This window comes from Mesorhizobium sp. Root102 (assembly GCF_001425625.1).
Lineage (GTDB): Bacteria > Pseudomonadota > Alphaproteobacteria > Rhizobiales > Rhizobiaceae > Mesorhizobium.
This window is the reverse complement of the sequence record NZ_LMCP01000005.1, coordinates 1-20,424: the sequence shown is the minus strand read 5'-3', so window position 1 is coordinate 20,424 and position 20,424 is coordinate 1. Positions and strand designations below refer to the sequence as shown.

21 protein-coding genes are annotated in these 20,424 nt (G+C 60.2%); 9 read left to right on the top strand and 12 right to left on the bottom strand.

Annotated elements, in window-relative coordinates:
• Window positions 1-245: 245 nt before the first annotated feature.
• Window positions 246-1,592 (top strand): FAD-dependent oxidoreductase, encoded by a 1,347-nt coding sequence (locus ASD12_RS06645; protein WP_056583155.1) that lies wholly within the window; start codon window positions 246-248, stop codon window positions 1,590-1,592.
• A 47-nt stretch (window positions 1,593-1,639) separates the two neighbouring features.
• Here ASD12_RS06645 and ASD12_RS06640 read toward each other — a convergent pair whose 3' ends face one another.
• Together ASD12_RS06640 and ASD12_RS06635 are read right to left on the bottom strand one after the other, a co-directional pair.
• Window positions 1,640-2,908: a D-tagatose-bisphosphate aldolase, class II, non-catalytic subunit gene (locus ASD12_RS06640; protein WP_056583153.1), complete on the bottom strand. Its 1,269-nt coding sequence runs from the start codon at window positions 2,906-2,908 to the stop codon at window positions 1,640-1,642.
• The gene (locus ASD12_RS06635) at window positions 2,908-3,894 is read right to left on the bottom strand and encodes a sugar kinase (protein ID WP_056583151.1); all 987 of its coding nucleotides are present in this window, start codon (window positions 3,892-3,894) and stop codon (window positions 2,908-2,910) included. The genes ASD12_RS06640 and ASD12_RS06635 overlap by 1 nt, the downstream gene beginning before the upstream one ends.
• Before the next feature lie 203 nt (window positions 3,895-4,097).
• Here ASD12_RS06635 and ASD12_RS06630 point away from each other — a divergent pair, with 203 nt between their 5' ends.
• Complete coding sequence (locus tag ASD12_RS06630; protein ID WP_056583149.1) at window positions 4,098-4,631, top strand: hypothetical protein; 534 nt, start codon at window positions 4,098-4,100, stop codon at window positions 4,629-4,631.
• Between the two features lie 39 nt (window positions 4,632-4,670).
• Here ASD12_RS06630 and ASD12_RS06625 read toward each other — a convergent pair whose 3' ends face one another.
• The 10 genes from ASD12_RS06625 to ASD12_RS06580 all read right to left on the bottom strand — a co-directional run bounded on the left by ASD12_RS06625 (window position 4,671) and on the right by ASD12_RS06580 (window position 12,706).
• Window positions 4,671-5,234 carry a hypothetical protein gene (locus tag ASD12_RS06625; protein ID WP_244482759.1) on the bottom strand — a complete coding sequence of 188 codons (564 nt, stop codon included), beginning with the start codon at window positions 5,232-5,234 and terminating at the stop codon, window positions 4,671-4,673.
• Window positions 5,235-5,254: 20 nt separating this feature from the next.
• Window positions 5,255-5,860: a L,D-transpeptidase gene (locus ASD12_RS06620; protein ID WP_056583146.1), complete on the bottom strand. Its 606-nt coding sequence runs from the start codon at window positions 5,858-5,860 to the stop codon at window positions 5,255-5,257.
• Window positions 5,844-7,007 (bottom strand): AAA family ATPase, encoded by a 1,164-nt coding sequence (locus ASD12_RS06615; protein WP_056583144.1) that lies wholly within the window; start codon window positions 7,005-7,007, stop codon window positions 5,844-5,846. Before ASD12_RS06615 ends, ASD12_RS06620 begins: the two co-directional genes overlap by 17 nt.
• Window positions 7,004-7,531: a TadE/TadG family type IV pilus assembly protein gene (locus ASD12_RS06610; RefSeq protein WP_244482758.1), complete on the bottom strand. Its 528-nt coding sequence runs from the start codon at window positions 7,529-7,531 to the stop codon at window positions 7,004-7,006. The genes ASD12_RS06615 and ASD12_RS06610 overlap by 4 nt, the downstream gene beginning before the upstream one ends.
• Before the next feature lie 46 nt (window positions 7,532-7,577).
• On the bottom strand, window positions 7,578-8,105 hold the full coding sequence (locus ASD12_RS06605) for a TadE/TadG family type IV pilus assembly protein (protein WP_056583141.1): 528 nt from the start codon (window positions 8,103-8,105) through the stop codon (window positions 7,578-7,580).
• Entirely contained in the window at window positions 8,086-9,552 is a 1,467-nt protein-coding gene (locus ASD12_RS06600) for a pilus assembly protein TadG-related protein (RefSeq protein WP_056583137.1), read from the bottom strand. The genes ASD12_RS06605 and ASD12_RS06600 overlap by 20 nt, the downstream gene beginning before the upstream one ends.
• A gap of 75 nt (window positions 9,553-9,627) precedes the next feature.
• Window positions 9,628-9,894: a hypothetical protein gene (locus tag ASD12_RS06595; protein ID WP_244482757.1), complete on the bottom strand. Its 267-nt coding sequence runs from the start codon at window positions 9,892-9,894 to the stop codon at window positions 9,628-9,630.
• A gap of 4 nt (window positions 9,895-9,898) precedes the next feature.
• Entirely contained in the window at window positions 9,899-11,344 is a 1,446-nt protein-coding gene (locus ASD12_RS06590; protein WP_056583134.1) for a type II and III secretion system protein family protein, read from the bottom strand.
• A gap of 55 nt (window positions 11,345-11,399) precedes the next feature.
• Window positions 11,400-12,452, bottom strand: coding sequence for a Flp pilus assembly protein CpaB (cpaB, locus tag ASD12_RS06585; protein WP_056583132.1), 1,053 nt, complete (start codon window positions 12,450-12,452; stop codon window positions 11,400-11,402).
• Between the two features lie 74 nt (window positions 12,453-12,526).
• A complete protein-coding gene (locus ASD12_RS06580; RefSeq protein WP_056583130.1) occupies window positions 12,527-12,706 on the bottom strand; it encodes a Flp family type IVb pilin in 180 nt (59 codons plus the stop codon).
• A gap of 532 nt (window positions 12,707-13,238) precedes the next feature.
• On the opposite strand from ASD12_RS06580, the gene ASD12_RS06575 reads away from it, so the two are divergent.
• The 7 genes from ASD12_RS06575 to ASD12_RS32810 all read left to right on the top strand — a co-directional run bounded on the left by ASD12_RS06575 (window position 13,239) and on the right by ASD12_RS32810 (window position 20,414).
• Complete coding sequence (locus tag ASD12_RS06575; RefSeq protein WP_056583128.1) at window positions 13,239-14,627, top strand: CpaF family protein; 1,389 nt, start codon at window positions 13,239-13,241, stop codon at window positions 14,625-14,627.
• On the top strand, window positions 14,627-15,598 hold the full coding sequence (locus ASD12_RS06570; protein ID WP_056583126.1) for a type II secretion system F family protein: 972 nt from the start codon (window positions 14,627-14,629) through the stop codon (window positions 15,596-15,598). Before ASD12_RS06575 ends, ASD12_RS06570 begins: the two co-directional genes overlap by 1 nt.
• A 16-nt stretch (window positions 15,599-15,614) precedes the next feature.
• A complete protein-coding gene (locus ASD12_RS06565) occupies window positions 15,615-16,562 on the top strand; it encodes a type II secretion system F family protein (RefSeq protein ID WP_056583399.1) in 948 nt (315 codons plus the stop codon).
• Window positions 16,563-16,615: 53 nt separating this feature from the next.
• The gene (locus ASD12_RS06560; protein WP_056583124.1) at window positions 16,616-17,158 is read left to right on the top strand and encodes a tetratricopeptide repeat protein; all 543 of its coding nucleotides are present in this window, start codon (window positions 16,616-16,618) and stop codon (window positions 17,156-17,158) included.
• Between the two features lies 1 nt (window position 17,159).
• On the top strand, window positions 17,160-17,672 hold the full coding sequence (locus tag ASD12_RS06555; RefSeq protein WP_056583121.1) for a prepilin peptidase: 513 nt from the start codon (window positions 17,160-17,162) through the stop codon (window positions 17,670-17,672).
• 51 nt (window positions 17,673-17,723) lie between these two features.
• Window positions 17,724-18,791 (top strand): phosphatase PAP2 family protein, encoded by a 1,068-nt coding sequence (locus ASD12_RS06550; RefSeq protein ID WP_082525279.1) that lies wholly within the window; start codon window positions 17,724-17,726, stop codon window positions 18,789-18,791.
• 674 nt (window positions 18,792-19,465) lie between these two features.
• A protein-coding gene (locus ASD12_RS32810; protein ID WP_156389034.1) for an IS630 family transposase occupies window positions 19,466-20,414 on the top strand; the annotation gives its coding sequence in 2 pieces (ribosomal slippage) (window positions 19,466-19,801 and window positions 19,803-20,414; 948 coding nt in all).
• The last annotated feature ends 10 nt before the right edge of the window (window positions 20,415-20,424 follow it).

The following is a 20,424-nucleotide window of genomic DNA, read 5'->3' as shown; positions in this document are numbered from 1 at the left end:
TCCACTGGCGACTCCCCATAGCGCGTTGCGCCGATTCCCGCCGATGATGTGGCGGCCTTGAGGGCCGCAGCGAGATCTTTGAGTTTCTGCGGTGTATAGGCATCGTAGTACGCTTGGTTCTTGCGGCCGATTGCGTGCTCGGCGCTGAAGCGGCGCAGACATTCCACGGAAGCGGCCGAATCTCGCTGCCAAGACAAGTCTTTAAGCCGGATACCGCCGTAGCGTACCAATAGGGACAGTGCTCTTTGATAATCTTCCCCTTCACCGAAGCCACTCCGATCCAGTTTCAAGAGCCGCTGCCGAAGACCTCGGAAGTCGTGATCATCGGCGGTGGCGTCATTGGCGTGACCACGGCACTGTTCCTGGCGCGACGGAACATCTCGGTGACGCTGCTGGAAAAGGGACGCATCGCCGCCGAGCAGTCCTCGCGCAATTGGGGCTGGATCCGGCAGCAGGGTCGCGATGCCGACGAACTGCCGATCGTGATCGAAGCGCAGCGCCTCTGGCGGCAACTGGCCGAGGAGTGCGGCGAGGACATAGGACTGAAGCAGACGGGCGTCACCTATCTTGCGCGGACGGATAAGGAGATGGCCGGTTTCGCGAAATTCCTGAAGATCGCCCTGGCTCATGGCGTCGACACGCGTCTCCTCGACCAAGGTGAGGTGGCAAGTCTTATCCCGGCCATGTCGCGACCGTTCAAAGGCGCCATGACCACCCCATCGGACATGCGCGCCGAGCCTTGGGTCGCCGTGCCCGCGATCGCTCGCCTGGCCGCCCGGCAAGGCGTCACGATCATCGAGAATTGTGCGGCACGTATGCTTGACATCTCGGCGGGCCGGATCAGCGGCGTCTGGACCGAGCGGGGCCACATCGCCACCTCGAGCGTCCTCGTCGCCAGCGGCGCCTGGACGTCGCTCTTCCTGCGCGCGCACGGCATCTCTATCCCGCAGCTCTGCGTCAGGGCGACCGTCGCCGCGACAGCGCCGATGGCCGAAATCCACGCCGGTGCCGCCGCGGACGAACGCATCGCGTTCCGTCGCAGGCAGGATGGCGGATACACGCTCGCATTGGGAGGCAGTAGCCAACTCTACATAGGACCGGACGCATTTCGACATGCGGGCAAATATGCCAGCGCCCTGATGGCCAATCCCTTTGGCACACGCTACCTGCCGGCCGCGCCGCGCGGATATCCGGACGGCTGGTTAACCCCGCGAAGATGGGACGCTGACAAGGAAACCCCGTTCGAACGGATGCGCGTCCTCAATCCCGCTCCCGAGGCTGCGGCGCTCCGCGCCATCGATAGCGGGTTCAGGGAATTTTTCCCGCAATTCAAGACAGTGCCGATCAAGGCGAGTTGGGCGGGCATGATCGATGCGATGCCGGATGTCGTGCCTATCGTCGATCGGGCCGCTGCGATCCCAGGCCTCATTGTCGCGACCGGGATGAGTGGCCACGGCTTCGGCATAGGACCCGGAATGGGCCGTATCCTGTCCGATTTGATCCAGGGCAACGAGACCGGGCACAATCTCCACAGGTTCCGTCAATCCCGTTTCAGCGACGGCAGCCCGATCCGATTGGGACCATCGCTGTAAGCGTTCCAGCCCCCGGCCCATCGGCTCTGAAGGGGCCGGACGCGGGTTCAGGTGCCGCATGCCCGAGCGTACACCTCGATGCTCCGCTGGACGTGATTGATCGCGATCTCCTCGCCGTCGCAGGCGCGGTCGGCCCAAGCGAGCGCCGAAGGCAGGTGCTGGAGAAACAGCGTCACCGGCACCTTCCGGCCCGTCAGCGCATTGAAGAGCCGGTCGCAGGCGGCACGGGCTTGCGGGGCCGCCCAATAGTATCGGATGCGATCGGAATAGGAGTAGTGGCGCAGCGTCCGCTTGTCGGCATCGCTGCCGTGATAATGGCTTGCCCAATTCCTGGGGGCGCCGAGCATCAGCTCTTCCATGGCGTGGTAAAGCGGCCGCTCGCAGTAGAAGGGTACCAGATCGGAAGCGATCAGATCGAGCGCGTACAGCGCCTCGCGCAGTTTGAAGGTCAGCTCGGGGCCGACCTTGAGGATGGCGAAACCGTCCTCGACGAGTTCACGCAGCGGCCTCTCGCCTTGATAGTCCGTCGAATGGGCTTCGAAAATGAGCGATGGCAATCTGTCCAGAGTTGCCGCCAGATCGCGGGCCTTCGCCCGATCGTAGAAAATCACATTCTGGTTGCCGAACTCCACGCCCGGCTGCACCACAAGGCCGACGACGCGGGAAAACGCGCTTTCAAGCCCGGCGGCCTGGAATGCTTTGGCGTGAATGGCATGTGTTTGGCGAGCGGCCTCCGGACTGGTCGGGATTATCGCATCCAATGCGTGATCGGCACCGCCGGGCGGCGGCACTTCCGTGCCGATGATGTAGACCGGGCTTGCCCCGCTGCTCCGCGCTGCCGCCCGTTCCGCGACGCCCGCCAGCTTGGCCGCACGCTCGGCCACCGTGTGGTCGTCGAGCGCCGCCGGCTCACCCGCGCAGCCCATCGAGGCATCGAGGTGGATCTTGCGGAAGCCGGCGCGAACGTAAGCATCGACCATTTTCCCGGCCTGCGCCATCGCTTCCTCGGCGGGGCGGTCTTTCCAGGGATTAGGGCCGAGATGATCCCCGCCAAGCACGATCAGTTCCTTCGGGCATTGCTCGGCCGCCGCGAGTGCGTCCACCATCGCCGCGAAATCGGACGGCGTCATGCCTGTATAACCGCCCAGATGGTTGACCTGGTTGCACGTCGCCTCGATCAGGACGGTGGTGCCGGTTTCCCGGCCGTGGCGCAGTGCGGCTTTCATCACCAACGGGTGTGCCGAACACACCGAGGTCACCCCGATTTTCTTCCCTTCCCTCTGCAGGGCCGGCAAATCTTCGATCGCCACACGCATCAGCTTCTTCTCGCCGTCCTTGCCATGAAATCTTCCAGTTCGGCACGCGTGCCGGCTCCCCCCATGGGGCCGAGGCGTGTGACATTGCGCGCCCCTGCCGCGTTGGCGAACTCGAGCGCCGTCTGCAGCGGCATGCCCAGCCGCCGGCATGCGACATAGGCTCCTCCGAAACAGTCGCCGGCGCCGGTCGGGTCCCTTTCCTCGACGATGAGGCCGGGGCAATCGGCGCGGGCGCCGGTGCGTTGACGAGCCGACGCGCCATGTTCGCCGCGCTTGACGGCGATCTCCTTGACCCCTCGTTTGAACAGCGCCTCGATCGCGCGTTCCTCGCCGTCCATGCCGGCCGCCAGGAACAATTCGTTGCCCGACGGCAGCAGCAGGTCCGCTTTGTCCACCAGATCCGCGAATTTCTCCTCGGTCTGGCCGTGGGCCAGCAATTCCTTGCGCAGGTTCGGATCGAGCGACATCGTGCCGCCGCGTGCCGTGATCAGGGGGATCGCGCGTTCGGTGATCGCCCAGGCGGCTGGGCTTGCGAACACCGTTCCCATGACGTGGATATGCCCGCAACGCGCGATCAACGCCTCGACCTGCGGGGTCCATTCCAGCCGGGCTGCTGCGGATTTGGCGATGTTGTAGACGAAATCGCGGCTTCCGTCGTCGCGGTAGCGAACAAAGGCGCTGCCCGTCGGATAATCCGGGGAAACAGCGATGGCGGAGATGTCTACGCCGTCTCGTCTCAGGCGCTCGATGTTGACGAAGCCGAAATCGTCGTCGCCGACCACGCCCACCATCGCGGCCGCTCCGCCCATACGCGCGCATTGATCGATGAAGATGGCGGGGGCGCCGCTCGGAAAGGGACCAATGAGGTCGATCGGTTCCCGGAAGCCGGCGCCTGTCTCCCTCGCGACGATCTCAACCAATATCTCTCCAATGGTCACGGTTGGCCCGAGCGAGTCTGGTGCCAGCGTTTTGGGGGTGTCGTTCATCAAGCGTCCAATCCTGGGGTGTGGCGTCGTTTGCGGTTCACGAGACTGAGGCGCAAGGGGATTCTTACCGGATCGATGCGAATCGACCAGATGCCACCGCCACTCAGCCATGATCCGACATTGTGTCATCAGGATATCCCGGGAGCCGTTAAGCCTTGCGCAATCTATGCGGTCTATCCTGGCTTGCAGATTGTCGAGGGAACATGAAACGCCAGCCGCTTCTGCTTTTTGCCTTCCCCTTTCTCATTCTTGCGGTCCTGGCAGGGGAGCGCATGGCGACCTTCTTGCTGGGCGCCTATCCAGCCAGCCCCACCGCATGGTGGATATGGCTTGAATTGCGCCCCTTGTCGGTGATGCTTTGGCAGCAGGTCGATGTCTACCTGGGCAGCTCGATGGCTGTCGACGCCGCCATCCTGGCCGTCGCATCGATCGCCTGTTGGATGGCGTGCCACGCCAGAAGGTCGGCATTCTTCTTCCTCGCCAACCACGTCGCCCTGATTTTCGCTGGGCTGATGATCGCGGTCGGCAGCCATTCGGAAACGGCGAGCACGATTGCTGCATTCACGTCGCCTAGCGGCCTTCAGTTTTCGCTGGCTGTTGATTTCACCTTGAAGAACAGCCTGGTGCTGCTTCTGGGGGCGGCGGCCTGCGGCTACTGCCACATCGCCTTCCTCGCCGAAGCGCGAGAGCGGTCCATCCGGGCCATCAGCATCCTGGCCCTGCAGCGCGATCTCTAGATCGTTCCGGGCGGTCTTCGCCACCTACGCCCCAAAAGTCTAGTTGGTCCTGCGGTAATAGACCTTGCCGTCAGGCTGCTCGATGCGCTGGTAGTTGGAGCTTGGGGCAGGGGGCGACGCCGACGCGGTCCTCTTCCTTGGCGCTTGCGGCGCTTCGATGACGCTGGGTTCGCCCGCGATCGCGCCGTCGAGAGCTTCGGGCGCCTGCGCCAGCGTGCTGGTGGTGATCTCGGACGGTTCCGCGGCACTCGACACGGCCTCGCCGCCGGCGGCCGGCACATTCTGTCCCAACCGGGCAATGCCGCCGTTGATTTCGTTGAAGTTGCCTTGCAACTGGCTGTCCAGCTTCTCGAACCGGCTCTGGAAGCCGTTGTTGACCGTGTCGAGCCGCGCCGCGATCCGCTGCTCGAACGCTCCGAGCTGCTCCAGCCGCGCTTCGACGAAACGCAGGTCGCTCATGCCCCGATAGAGATAGACCGCGGCCGCCATGTTGATCACGGTGAGCAGCAAGGCACCGCAGGCGACCACGACGCCGATCGTCCTGGGATTGCTGGGCTTCTCGATGGCGCGCTGTTCCTGGTTTCCGATGTCGATCGCCGGCATGTCCGGTTCGCTGATCGTCGTCATTGGACCACCACCTTTGCGCCGACCGCGACGCGCTTGAAAAGATCGATCACATCCGTGTTGGTAAGACGAAAACAGCCTGACGTTCCGTCGAAGCCGACACCCGACGGATCGTTGGTGCCGTGAATGCGGTAGAGCGTGTCGCGCCCGTCACGAGACAGATAGAGCGCCCTTGCGCCGAGCGGATTGTACGGGCCGGCGGGCACCATTTTCGGCAGCTCCGGCTGGCGGGCCCGCATTTCCTGTGGCGGGCGCCACTCCGGCCATTCGGTCTTCGCCCCCACCTTGACGACGCCGGTCCAGCCAAACCCGTCGCGTCCGACGCTGATCTGGTAGCGCAGCGCCTGGCCCTGGCGGGTCACCAGGTAAAGCGCCTTCTCGTCCTTGCGGATGATGATCGTTCCCGGCTGCTCGGCGGTCGCGAAGGCAACGGCCTTGCGCAGGCTTGGCCCCATCGCCGGCAGCGGCGGCCGATCTGAAAGGCTCGATCTCGCCTGGGCGAAATCGTGGGCGGACAAAGCCAGCGCCACGCCGAGCACGCAGGCGCCGGCGAGCCGCCCAGCGATCCGGTATCTCGCGATCCGATATTTATCGGGCAGCGTCATCGAGCCGGTCTTTGAACATCCGCTTCAGATCCTTGTTGAAGCGCGCCCGTCCATCCACCTCGGAAGGTGGGATGGCCCTGTTCAGCGCATCGGTCAGAAGGGCGTTGTCCAGCGCCACCGACTTGATGTGCGGCGCCTTGAAGATCTTTTCGAGCTCGCTGCGCGAAAAATGGTTCCCGAACCATTTGCGCTTGTGCTTGTTGGCGACCAGCGTGATGTTGACCGCGTTGCCGCGCAGCTCGCGGATCTTCTTGTAGAGCCGCTTGCCTTGCCGCAGCGAAGCGACATTGAGCTCGAAGACGATGAAGATCTCGTCGCTCGTCGACAGCACGGAATTGTGCCACGGCGTTTCGAGATTGGGCAGGTCGATGACGATGTCGTCGAAGCGGTAGGCCACGAGGTCCAGCAGCCGGAAGACGAAATCGCTGCCATGCGGCTCGAACGGCAGCTGCGGCCTCTCGAACGCGTAGAGGGTGAGGCCGGACGGGCGCGAAAGCTTGATGACATCCATCAGCTCGACATCGAGCCGTTCCGGCTGGCCGATGATGCCGGCAAGGTCGAACTGGTTGAACAGATTGAGATAGGCGCCGCAATTGGCGCTCTGGAAATCCAGGTCAACGAGACAGGTGGACGCCGCGCGCTCGGCCGATTTCGAGGCGAGATGTTCGGCCGCCGACAGCGCCAGCGTCGTGGCGCCGGCGCCGCCGCTGGCGCCGATGAAGGTGATGATCCGGCTTTTCGCGCCCTGGTTGCCGGTGTCGTGGAAGGTCACCGCGTTGAGCAGCTCCTTGCCGTCGAGCGGCTTGTGCAGCCAGTCCGAGGCGTTCATGCGCACCAGCACGCGCGTCTGCTCCGAGGTCAGCTCGTCGGAAACCGCGATCAGCGGCACGGTCGCCCACAGCGCGCGCGCCTCGACGATGCCAGGCCTGCCGAGCAACTCGCCATTGCCGAGATCGAGGATGACGATGCCCGGGCGCGTCTCGGCGGCCGGCCCCTTGAGGAAGTCGCTGGTCTCGGAAACCCTGACGTCATAGATCGCCAGCGCATCGAGCCGCGTCGCCACATCGCGCTTGAAATTCGGATCTGACGAAAACAGCGCCACCTGCTTTCGCTTGGTCGGCGTAACCTTGGTGTTGATGGCATTCATGGGAAGGTGCTCTTCATGTCTTCGCCCGTGACCGTGCTCAGCATCGAGGGCATGGGGATGTCATTGAATCCGAGAAGTCCACTGAGGAAGAAGAACTGGAAGGTAAGACCCTCCAGGCTGACCGTTATCGTTGGGACCGGTCCGCCTGGGCGGCCCCAATAGCCGAGGCCCGTCGCGGAGTAGGTGATCCTGACATTCGCAGGCTGGAGCCTGGGGAAGAACACGACCATGCGATTGTAGATCGCGTCGAAATTCGCCTGGTTGAATCCAGTACATCCGCCTGCACCGGTACAGGAATAGGTGGGGAAGCTGCCAGACGCCATGGCCGTGCCCACCAGCGTCACGTTCGTGGTGACCGCCGCATTGGCAATCGCGGTACTCACTGGATTGGAAATGGACGCGGCCCTGGCTCCGACTTCGACCGCCTTTGTGGCTGCGTTCCATTGGTAAAGCGCATAGCCGAAATCGACGAAGCCAAGCGTCAACACGAGAAGCAGCGTCATCGCGATGGCCGCCTCGACCATGACTGCCCCGCACTCCTCTCGTCTGAAATCACTCAATGGTCGCATGTCAGTACCCGATAAATCGCTCTTCATGTGAAGCGGTGATGGTGATTGGACCGATACCGATATAGGAGAGCAGCGATGTAGCCCCGTATGCGTAGGTGGTGGTCACGCGGATCGTGCGGACAGTCGCGCCGGTCCCTCGATAGTCCTGCAGCCCGGTGTCGGGATCGACCGCATTGGTGGTGTCATAGGTTGATATGACGACCGGCTCGTCGGTGCCCCAGTCGGCCACTCTCAAGGTCCCGGCCGTCGGCGTCCCATATTTGGCGATGTTCTGCGCCGTGGTCGTGCAATTCACGGTGGCGAAGCCGGTGGTGCAACGTGCCATGTACCGTGCCGCGTCCTGCAGGCCCACTTCTATCAGCAGCTTCCGGTGGATGATGGTGCCGAACTCGAATACACCCGCCGACAGTGCGATCATCAGCGGCGTGATCAACGTCATCTCGACCAGCATCGCGCCGCGTTCCTCGCGGCCGAATTTCAGGGCGAGTCGGCGAAGGATCCCGGTGCGCTTAGCGGTAGAGTTGGACATTGTCTTTGGCGAAGTTGACCATGGTTCCTCGGCCTTTGTTGCCGTCGATGTCGACGATTTCGGCGAACACATCATCGCCGGTAACTGGTTCGGTGAGGAAGAAGCTTGCGAACCCAATCGCGGTCATTGAACCGCTCTGCCCGTTCAATTCGCTCAGGTACTGGTCGCAGTCGACAATCGCGGCATAGATCAGCCGACGATCGGGATCGGTCGATGGAGTTGCGTGACACAGTGCTTGGCCGGTTTCTCCGCCGACTGAGTGAGTGTTTACCAGGCCGGGGGTGTCTATCTCGTATTTGTAGAGGTCGTATCGAGACGGCGGGTTGGTGTTCGAGTAGGCGTTTCCGGCTGCGTCTCTGAAGCCGGCCAGTTCGCCATTGGGATAGTTGGCGGTCACGTAGCCGTCGTAGTCCCAAAGCCCATTGCCGATGCGCCCGTCAAAGAGCGGGTAGGCTGTGTCCTGCGTCAGACCATGGAACTTGGTGAGGTCGGTCCCTGGGATCATATCGCACGGGTCGGTGCCCGGCTTCTTGCCCTTCGGTGCGAAATCGAAGCCCTTCCGAATATTCGGTGCGGGAGGAACAGACGCGTCGTTTTTTGAGAAGTGGGGGCCGTACATGTCGAAGCGGGTGTTGAACGCCGCCTTGGCCTTTTCGGTGAGATTGCCGGTCTGGGTGTAAATACCTCGGCTGTTCACGCACTCCGGGAAATCGACATGGGCGATGTCGTCGGCAAGGTCGCCTTCACCATAGCCGTGGGATGCGGCGGGTCTAAGGAAGCCCATGTTGCCAGGCCCCCAGGACGTTGAGCCCATCACGAGCTTGATGCCCTTTCGGAAGAAATTCTGATTGTTGACCACATCCTGCAGGTTCTGACCGGGGAACGGGTTGCAGATGAAAAGCGGGGTCATGTCGCACACGACGACTCCGGCAAAGCCTGCGACCGCTGTCGCTCCGATGTTGAAGGCATTATCCCCGGTATTGCCAGTCAGAAACGAGGCGGGGAAGATCGCCGAGAACCCGGTCGGGTTGACCTTCACCTCGACAAACTCGGCTTCGGCAGCTCCCGCAACCTCGTCCGCGATGACGTCCTGCGCCCTGATTGCGTCAGTGTCATTTGGCGGAAGCGACCGCAGGTAGCGGCGAGTTATCCCGGCATTTGTCAGCGTCTGTACCGGCCCCGCGTTGGAGAACTTGTACGTGTTGTCGACGAGATTGGCGATCGCCCGATCGGAGCGGACGATCGAATCCGGCTTGCCGTCCAGTTCCGCCGCACCGGCCAGGGCAAACGCGTCCGCCCCTTTCTGCAAATCGTTGTGCAGATTGTTCGCACGGCTCATATCGATTGTTAGCAGTGAGAAACCGATGATTGCCGGCAGCATGATGCTGACGAGGATCAGCGCTATTCCCCTCTGGTCGTGCCAAAATGCTCTGATGGTCCTCAACATGACCGTACTCTCTGTTCCCATTGCGCCAGGATCCCTCGTTTTGCCTGACGCGTCGAAACCGCATCCTTCCGTGCCTTAGTTCGTAGGCGTGCCGACATTGACCGTGATCGGCGCCGGCGGCGGTGGCGGCGGTGGATATTTGTACCCTTGGGCAACAGTCGCGGCCCGAGCGCCGTCGCCTTCGATATGTGTGTTCCGTGAAGCCGGGTTGAGCGGGTCGACCGTCTGCAGCATCGAATTGAATTTCTGCGTGTCGCCGGCGGCCAGGGTCACCGAGTCATAGTGGTTCAGATAATCGGCGGCGCAGCCTGTCAGCAGGCCGGTGCCCAGAATGAGGATCAAGGCGCTATTTCTTGACATAGAGCATCTTGTCCTTCGATTTAAAGTCGAGCATGTGGCCATAGGGGCCGGTGACGCCTTCGCCCGTTTCATATTTTCGGATCATGTCTTTGTTCACTTCGAGCTGACCGAGCACGAAGAATTCCGGATCGTTGGCGGGCCGCGTCTTGTCGAAAGGCGTTGCCAACTGCTCGCCGGGTTTCACCGGCCGCACCACGTGCGGCGTGACGATCACCACCAGCTCGGTCTCTTCCTTCTGGTTGCTCGAATTGCGAAACAGCGTCCCGATGACCGGCACCTGGCCAAGCCAGGGCACCTGGTTCTGCAGCTTGGTGGTCTTGCTGGACAAAAGCCCGCCGACGGCGAAGCTCTGGCCGTCGCGCAACTCGACCACGGTGGCGAGTTTGCGGTTGGTGAAGATCGGGTCGCCGGCGGTGGTGAAGCCGGTCAGGTCGCTGACCTCCGGCGCCAGCCTCATGTGGATCTTGCCGTCGTCGAGTACCACCGGCGTGAACACCAGATTGACGCCGAATTGCTTGTACTCGATGAATATTTGGCCATCCTTGTCGAGAGAGCGGATAGGCACTTGGCCGCCGGCGTTGAAGCTGGCTTCCTCACCGGAAAGCGTGGTGAGATTGGGGTTGGCGAGCGTGCGCACCACGCCTTTGGCCTCGAGCGCCTCGATGTACAAATCGACTTTGATGTTGCTGTCGATGACGCGCGTGAGCAGCGCTCCGAACGGAGTGGAGTTGGACAGAAGGTTGCTGAGCAGAGCGCCCGGTCCGAGCACCACTTTGTCTTTGTCGACGGCAGCAATTCCGGTTCCGGTTTTGGTCGTCCCATCGCCATTCGTACTCCTGATCGACACGCCGAGGTCGCGGCCCGCGTTCCGCTTGGCTTCCAGCACACGCACTTCGAGATTGACCTGCTGGCTGTCGTCGACGGTCACGGAATTGATGATCTCATCGGGACCATATTGCTTTGCCACGTCGAGGATCGTCGCCAGGGTCGCGCCGTCCTTGACATGGCCGCCAAGCCTGACCCTTCCGTTGACCGAGCCGATCTCGATGCGCGACTTCGGCGCCACCTGGCGGATCGCCTGCGCCATGTCGCTGACATCGACGCCGACCTCGATCTGCAGGGCGCCGAGCGAGCGCTTGTCCGTCGAGAAGAGATTGACAGTTGTGGTGCCAGCGCCCTTGCCAATGACATAAAGCGTGCGGTCGGTCATCGGCTGGGCATCGGCGATCTTCTCGTCGCCAACGACGATGTCGCCCAGATTGGCACTCACCTGGATCGTTACCGATTGCGACATCGGCAGGAAGATACGATGGACGGCGGGAGTGGACACGTCGATGAAACGGTCGGCCGCACCAGCCGCCAGGCTCGACAGCAACAGCGCCGCCAGACACGACAACGCGGCCGTCGCTATCCCTAACCAAGATCCCCGCATCCCCGTCTCCCCAATCGCTGCCGGCGGCAGCCCTATTCCGTTTCACCGCGCTTGGCTATTGTTGTCGCGGAACGTCATATGTCTCGAGTTTCACGCCCCGAAAAACGCCGATCGTTGCCCGTGCCGGCGGTTCAGGCTGCACGTATTTGACCACTTCCTTGACGACCGGCTGTGGTGCGGACACCACGGCCGGAGCTGGCTTCACTTTGCCCAACTCGTCGAGCTTGCTTCCCACCCGATCGACTGCTTTGGCCAGCCCGGCGATCTTGTCGTCCGCGCGCTTGCGCTCGTCCTCAGCCCGCTGACGTTCGGCCGCAGCTAAAGCTTCAGTCGCAGCCTGTTTGTCCAGTTCGGCCTGCCTCTTGGCGACGTCGGCTGGCATTTCGCCGGTTAAATCGGAAAGCGTCACGCGCTCAGTCGTCTCGCCTTTGCTGGCGGCGGCCTGGCGCAGCGCCAGTGACAATTGGCCGGCGCCCGCCGCCAGCGTCAGCTTCTGTGCATCCTTGGTGGTGGCTTCAAGGGTCACCGATTTGACGACGGTGGGACTGTCTTTGCTTTCGTCCGCAACCTGGTCGACCGCGAGCACCTTCATGCTCTGCAGCAGCACATCGACAAAACTCTGATCCGCGCCGTCTTGACTTCGCACGGTGCGCGTCAGCAACACGTCAACCCGGTCACCTGGGAAGACGAAGCCGGCGACGCCGAGTACATCATTGACGCGGATGGAAACGGCCTTCATGCCCTCGCCGAGCACCGCCGAAAGCGTCGCGCGCTGGCCGGGCCCGGTTATCTTGGTGGCAAGGACGGGCTCGTTGACGCCTATCGCTTGCAGCGCCTGTTTTGAGTCGCCTGTCAGGAGCTCTTTACTCGTCTTGAAGGCACCCGATGGAACCGCGCCAGAAGGCCAGGCGACTTCGCGCAATTTGTCGGCGGACAGCGTGTCGCCGAACTTCAGCGCCACCGCGGCCACCACAACTGTGTCGCGCTGAACATCATCCGTCCGCGCCATGACGCTGCGTTGGTTGGCCAGCCAGATATTGGCGAGGACAACGGCTAGAACGCCGAAGACACCAGCCAAGACGATCATGATGACAGTGTTTGCGCGCATCGTCAGCCCCCGATTGCCCCCTATCGCCTGCAGTCATCGACGCCCCTTGCGTCGATGACAGCAGCGCCTGCTGATCAGTGACCCGAAATAGCAGAGTAGAGTGCGGTCCACTTGCCGCCGACCCAGGTGCCGACCAGCACCACTGTGGCGATAACCGCCACGGTGATGATCCCGAGCAGTACCGTATATTCGACCATTGCAGCGCCGTTTTCGTCGTCGCGGAACTGCCGGGTCATCGTCATGAGCTTCTTCATGTCAATTTCTCCCTTTGGAGGTTTGAACCCGACGAGACAGAGCTAGGTGATGAACCCCATACCCAAGCATCCCCCGTCATCTCGATCCTAGGTCCCGAGAAAACGCAGAGTCAAACGAGATTAATGGTTCCTTAACTTTCATATACGTGATTCGGCAAGAAGATTGCAAAATCGAATCTTACCAAGGGTTTGATTCTTTTCATTTTTCAAGCACCTTAACCATTCGTTCACAATTTAGCCCCGGATGCGGCGAGATTGAGAAAGCATTAGCAATAATGCATATTCCTTTATATCTAAGGACTTAAGGCCGTGTTTCTAGCGGGTTTTCGGCAAAAGGCGGGTGGGATCGAAGAGCGGAGTGGAACGGGAAAATTCCTGACGTCCAGCCACATAAAATAAATAAAGGATTGCTGGCGCTTGCTCTTAACTATGTCTGAAGTAATGGCTGCGCGTAGGGCATCCAGGCGCTTGTGCGCGCGTTGGTTAATGTTTAGTTTCCGCTAATGCGTATAAGAGGGGAGTATAAGCGATTATGCTGGGGCGGTTCATCAAGGGGGTAAGCGAGCAGGCGGCAATAGCAAAGCCCGAGCCGCTGGCTGTGGCGCCCGTTGCCTCGCCTCTTTCTACAGGAGTTGATATCGAGTCCCACGGGGAAGCTTTCCTGACGCTCAAGGTCGAGCTTCATCGCCATCTGATCGACCGGTTCAACCTGACCGCTCTTGAAAGTGCCACTAAGGACGAGATCCTGAATGAGATCCGTCCGATCGTTCGCGAGTTCGTGCGAAATCGAAACGTGCCGCTGAATGCCCGCGAACTCGATCAACTGACCAGCGACACGGCCGACGAGATGCTCGGATTGGGGCCGATCGAACCGCTGCTCAAGGATGATTCGATCGCTGACATCCTTATCAACACGCACAAGCGCGTCTTCATCGAGCGACGCGGCGTCATCGAGGAGACCGCAATCCGCTTTCGCGACGAGGCACATCTGTTGCGTATCATCAACAAAATAGTCTCGGCGATCGGCCGGCGTGTCGACGAATCGGCGCCGATGGTCGATGCGCGGCTGGAGGACGGCTCCCGCGTCAACATCGCAGTGCGGCCGGTCTCGGTTGACGGCCCGCTGGTATCGATCCGCAAATTCTCCAAGAACCCTTTTTCGCTCGAGCGGTTGATGGCATTCAATTCGATCCGGCCGCCCATGATCGAGCTGCTGCGCATCGCGGTGCAGGCGCGCAAATCGATCCTGGTTTCGGGTGGCACCGGCAGCGGCAAGACCACCTTGCTCAATGCACTGTCGAGTTACATCCCGTCGAAAGAGCGGCTGATCACCATCGAGGATGCGGCCGAACTGCAATTGCAGCAGCCGCATGTCGGCCGGCTGGAGACGCGCCCGCCCAATGTCGAGGGCAAGGGCGAGGTGCGCCAGCGCGAACTGCTGAAGAACGCGCTGCGCATGCGGCCGGACCGCATCATCGTCGGCGAGGTTCGCGGCGAGGAAGCTTTCGACATGCTGCAGGCGATGAACACCGGCCATGAAGGCTCGATGACGACAATCCATGCCAACACGCCGCGCGATGCGATCTCGCGCCTGGAACAGATGGTCGGCATGGCTGGCATGCCGATGAGCAACGATTCCATCCGTGCGCAGATCGCCTCGGCCATCGACATCATCGTGCAGACACAACGGCTCTCGGACGGCGGTCGGCGTGTAACTTCGATATCGGAAATCACGGGCATGGAAGGCAATGTCGTGCAACTCCAGGAAATCTATCACTTTGTCCGGCGCGATATCAGCGCCGAAGGCAAGGTCATCGGCGAATTTCGCGCGACGGGTGTCAGGCCGCGTTTTGCCCAGGAGGCGGCGACACTTGGTCACCAATTCGCCAAGGATGCTTTCAATCCACAGGTTCCGCTCTGATGCCGACGGGCCAGACCTTACTCTACTTCATCTATGTGTTGGTGGCAGCGTCAGTGATCCTTGCTGCCGAATCCTTCTACCTGTCGTTTGCGGGACGGCGAGCGAGGGCAGGGGTCATTAACCGGCGCTTGCAACGACTGGGCGACGAATTGCCCGCCGAACAAAATCTACAGGGTTTGCTGCAAGAGCGGGGGCTTACGGCATCGGGTGATTTTGTTTTCGGCGCGATCGCCTTGAATCGCCTCTACACCCAATCCGGCATAACCGGAAACCCGCTCGCTTTCGCGGCTGTTTTCCTGCTCGCCGGCTTGGTCCTCGCGCTGATGTTGCCCTTGCTGTTGGGTTTCTCGACCATCGTCGCGATCATTGTTTTTCTCGTCGTTGGCCTTGTCCTGCCGCTTCTCGTTTTGCGGCGCGCCCGCAATAAACGAATCCAGAAATTCGCCACACAGTTACCCGACGCACTTGACATGATCGTCCGCTCATTGCGCGCCGGTCATCCGACCACCGTGGCGATCGGCCTCGTCGCGCGCGAAATGCCGGATCCGCTCGGCACCGAGTTCGGCATCGTCTCCGATGAAATCAGCTTCGGCCTCAGTCTTGAGCAGGCCGTTCGAAAGCTGTCGGAGCGCGTTGGCTTTGAGGGGCTACACCTCCTGTCGGTGTCACTCTCCATTCAAGCGAAAACCGGGGGCAATCTTACCGAAATTCTGGCCAATCTGTCGTCGGTGTTGCGTGAGCGGCGCAAACTGCGCATGAAGATCAAGTCGCTTTCGGCAGAGGGCCGCATGTCTGCCTGGATCATTTCGCTGTTTCCACTCCTCATGCTCGGCATCCTGACGCTCATCGCTCCGAGCTATTACGGTGACATCTGGGATAGCCCCATTGTCATGCCGGTATTCTTGATTTTCGGACTTTGGGCGCTGCTAGGCGATTTCATCATGTATCGCATGGTCAATTTTGACTTCTGACGAACGGGGGTATGGGCTGTTGAACTACATAGGAGACTCGGCCACGCTGCTCTCGCTTGCCGTTTTCCTTGCGGTGACGACACTTTTTCTCCTGATTGCCCTAGTCCTGACGCCCGTCCTCCAGACGAGGAAGCTGGTCGCTCAAACTCTCCTATCCGAGGGAATTTCCAACCGGTCGCTGACGGCGCAACAGGAACTCAACAGGATGGCGGCACAGCGGCCGGTCGATGCCTATTTCCGCGCCCTGGAGAAAGAACGCGGCGAGCCGAATGCGCTGGAGGCGAAACTGTTTCGGGCCGGGTTCTACCAGGCAAGCGCGCCGGCAATCTACACGTTGTCGCGTCTTGGTGCGGTGTGCATTGGATTTCTCGGCAGTTACGCTGTCCTGACGGCGGTGTTGCCGCCGCAGATCCCCAGCTTCGCCGCCTTCGCCGGTTCAGCGTTGATCGGACTTGGCTGGCTCGTCATTCCCAGCATAGCGCTTGACCGCTTTGAGAACCGCCAAAAGCAGGTCTATCGGCGCGGGTTTCCCGACTTCATGGACATGATGATTACCTGTGCTGATGCCGGCATGAGCCTTGAGGCGGCGGTGGAGCGCGTCGGAAGCGAATTGGCCGGGACCCACAAATGGCTCGGCATCCAACTTTCAATCATGAACCTGCAGTTGCGTGCCGGCAAGCCGCTGCGGGAGGCGTTGCGCGAACTGTCGGATCGCATCGGGCTTGAAGAGGCGCGAGCTTTAGCTGTGCTATTCAGGCAGTCGGAAGAACTAGGCACCAGCCTGACGGACGCTTTGCGCGTCTACAGCGACGAAATGCGCAGCCAGAGAATTCTGAATGCCGAGGAGCGCGCCAATGCTCTGCCGGTCAAGATGATGATCCCATTGGGTCTGTGCATCTTCCCGGTGGTGATGATGGTAGTAATGCTGCCTGTGCTCATTCGCATGAAGGGCATTTTCTTCTAGTTAGGTATATGCTTTGGTCCTAATGTGAGTCGGGGACCCTCTGGGGGTACACTATGAAAAGGGCTACTGCGGCCGCAGCCTGTCTGTTGATGGTGGTGCTTGCCGGCTGCCAGACGGCGGACACAACCGACGGCATTGTTCGCACCAACGAGCCGTCGAAGGGCGACGTCACATCTTTTGGCGATGCTTTCGATGGGCTGAAGACGGTCAGCAATGTCGAATATTATGCCTCGGACCAGGCTGTCGCCGAAGCCAAGAACCAGTTCCGCGCGGAAAATTACGGCAATGCCGGCGCGTTGTTCTTCAAGGCGACGCAACTGGCGCCCAATGATGGTAACGCTTGGATGGGGCTGGCCGCCTGCACCGACCGGATCCACCGCTTCGACCTTTCCGACAAGGCCTATGCCAGGGCGTTCAGGCTGATCGGCGCGACGCCCGAATATTACAACAATGTCGGCTATTCCTACCTGCTGCGCGGCAAGCTGCAGGACGCGCGCTCGAATTTCCTCAAGGCTTACGAACTGGCGCCCAACGATCCGACCGTCGCCAACAATCTGAAGCTGCTGTCGTCAAGCGTGCAGAACATCGAGCGCTAGCATGTTGCTCGTCGAAGCGCTGGTGCTGAAAGTGCTCGCCATTCCCCTGCTGGCAAGGATTGGCTGGCTCGATTTCACCACCCAGAAGATCTCCAATCGCGATGTCCTGCTGCTGCTCTGCCTTGGGGCGGGGTCGCTGCTGCTGCTGTCGCTCCAGACCGGATCGTGGTGGGACATGGGGCTGAGCGCCATGGCCGGACTTCTGCTGTTCGTCGCGCTGTTCCCGTTCTGGCTCCTGCGCAAGGTCGGGGCCGGCGATGTCAAGCTTATGGCTGTCGTGCCGCTTCTGATCGGCAGCGGCGGCCTCGTCGTGTTTTCCTCCCTTCTGCTGATTTTCGCGCTCGCTACGGCGTTGATAGTGAAAAATCCCTTTTTGCTTCCCGAGGGCGCCTTCCGAATCTATGCGCAGCACCTCGACAACCAAGGTGTCGTGCCGTTTGGTGTGCCTATCTCGCTTGCAGCGATCTGCACGACGGCATTTCTGGTCATCAATAGTTTGACCGCTAACGGCTAAAAGAGGGCAGCGCATTCGTCGCTTGCTGGCTGAACATGCTCGAGGTCCAAGATGCGCGTGATTGAGGCTGTGATGCGTTGGGGCAGTCCTGCGATCTGGCGAGCTAATAACCAATTCTACGCTACCTTGGTTGTTTATTTATTGTTTGTAATTCCAGTAGCGTTGTACTGGCAGATACCTATCGATGTTAGACTTTATAACGAAGGTTTTTGGGTGTTTGGATTTTCCGTTGCGGTTGTTCTGTTTTCGTGGATATCGATACGTGTCATGCTCGGTCGACCAGGTTATGTATTTAGTGCCATTAAAGAGAAATTGTTGGAAAATGAATTGGCAGAAAGGATAATGAAAGGTTTACCGGTGATACTGGTTCTGCCTGTATTCTTTTCAATTTTCACGAGCATGAAGGATGGTATCAATAGGATTGTCCCGTTCTATGCTGACAAAGCGATGATGGAGATCGATCGATCGCTTCATGGTGGGTTTGATGCTTGGCAAATATTGCCGCAGATATTTCGACACGGTGCTTTAGTTTTCGTTTTGAATTTTTTCTACAATCTTTGGTTTGTGATAATGTTTGTCGTGTTGTTTTGCGTTGCATTCTCGTCGGGTAACGACCGTCTTCGTTCCCAATACTTGGTGGCTTTTGTGCTGACGTGGGGCTTGCTTGGCAATCTCGCGGCGACGGCGTTTTCGTCGGTAGGGCCAGCTTTTGTCCTGCCCTTTTACGGCGACCGTACCTTCTCTCCGCTGATGGAATATCTCAACGCCACAAACGCCGTCTACCCGATATGGGCTTTATATGCTCAGGGAATGCTTCTGGCTAATGCAGCCTTGGATGGTCCACGCATGGGCAGTGGTATTTCAGCATTTCCTTCACTGCACGTTGCGATAGCCACGTTGAACGCCATCTATCTCTGGCGTTTTGGCGGTCTGGTGCGTTGGACTGGCGTCGTTTTCCTGATCGCAACCCAAATAGGGTCTGTCCAACTCGCCTGGCATTATGGGATTGACGGATATGCTTCGATGCTGGCGACTCCGATCATATGGATCGTTGCCGGCCGCATAGCGAAACCTTGGCCGAGCTCGACGCCAATCGACATCCCATTCTATCGCCAGTAGCCATGCAGGATATGTTGCCCAGGTAGAGGGTCGATGATTAGATAAACGACCACAGGGAGAAGGCACGATGGCGCTTCACCTTTCGGCGGACGCTCCAGTTTCGGTCCAGGCCACTCCGCAGAAATATCTCTTTGGTCCGTTCATCGACTTTTTCATGCTTGGCGGGCGCGCTTCGTGATCCTGCCGGCCCCGCCTGTGCGGCGGGTCACCGACGCAAATCAGCACCATGGACGAACATGTACCATAGCTGAGGTCATGGGATCAAGAAAAAATTCCTATCGTGAAAAGCTGGCGGCACAAAAGCCGCCGACGCCGCCGAACTGGCTGTCCACGAAGAGCTTGTCGGAAAAGCAGGTCGATGGTTAGATAAACGACCACAGGGAGAAGGCATGATGGCGCTTCACCTTTCGGCGGATGCCTCGGTTTCGGTCCAGGCCACTCCGCAGAAATATCTGTTCGGTCCGTTCATCGACTTTTTCATGCTAGAGCGTTTCCCACTTTGAGGGAATCGTAGGATTCCCATCGAGGCTTGTTTGTGATTCAAGATGCTGGCTGGATTGGAGGCCAGCATCTGATGACGCNCTAGAGCGTTTCCCACTTTGAGGGAATCGTAGGATTCCCATCGAGGCTTGTTTGTGATTCAAGATGCTGGCTGGATTGGAGGCCAGCATCTGATGACGCGAGCGCTTTCAAATGATCTTCGTGAGCGTGCAGTAGCGGCAGTTCTTGGCGGGGAGACCTGCCGTGCGGTTGCCTCGCGCTTTGGCGTTGCGGTTTCCTCAGTGGTGAAGTGGTCGCAGCGTTATCGTACCACCGGCTCGGTGGCGCCGGGCAAGATGGGCGGCCACCGCAAGCGGGTTCTGGAGCCCCATCGGGCTTTCATCGTGGAGCGGATCAATCAGACCTCTGAACTGACGCTGCATCGGCTGAAGGAGGAGTTGGATGCGCGAGGGATCAAGGTCTCGCACAACACGGTGTGGCTGTTCTTGAGGCGCGAGGGGCTGAGCTTCAAAAAAAACGCTGTTCGCCCTTGAGCAGGCCCGCGCCGATATTGCCCGCAGGCGCCAGCGATGGCGATCCTGGCAGGCCGGCCTCGATCCGCAGTGCCTGGTCTTCATCGATGAGACCTGGATCAAGACCAACATGGCTCCGCTGCGGGGTTGGGGGCCAAAGGGCAAGCGGCTGCGCGGCTTGGCTCCGCACGGCCACTGGCGCACGCTGACCTTCCTCGGCGCGCTGCGCTGGGATCGGCTCGCAGCGCCTTGCGTCTTCGACGGTCCGATCAACGGCCAATGCTTCCGCGCCTATGTCGAGCAGCAGCTCATCACGGTGCTGAAGCCCGGCGATATCGTCGTCATGGATAATCTGGGAAGTCATAAGTCGGCGGCCATCAGGCAGATGATCAAGGCTGCCGGCGCCAGGCTTTGGTACCTGCCGCCTTACTCGCCGGACCTCAATCCGATTGAGCAGGCCTTCGCCAAGATCAAACACTGGATGCGCCAGGCTCAGAAACGCACTGTCGAGGACACCTGGCGCCACATCGGCCACCTCGTCGAAACCATCGAGGCAGCCGAATGCAAGAACTACTTCCAAAACGCAGGCTATGCTTCCGTCAAAACGTGAAAGGCTCTAG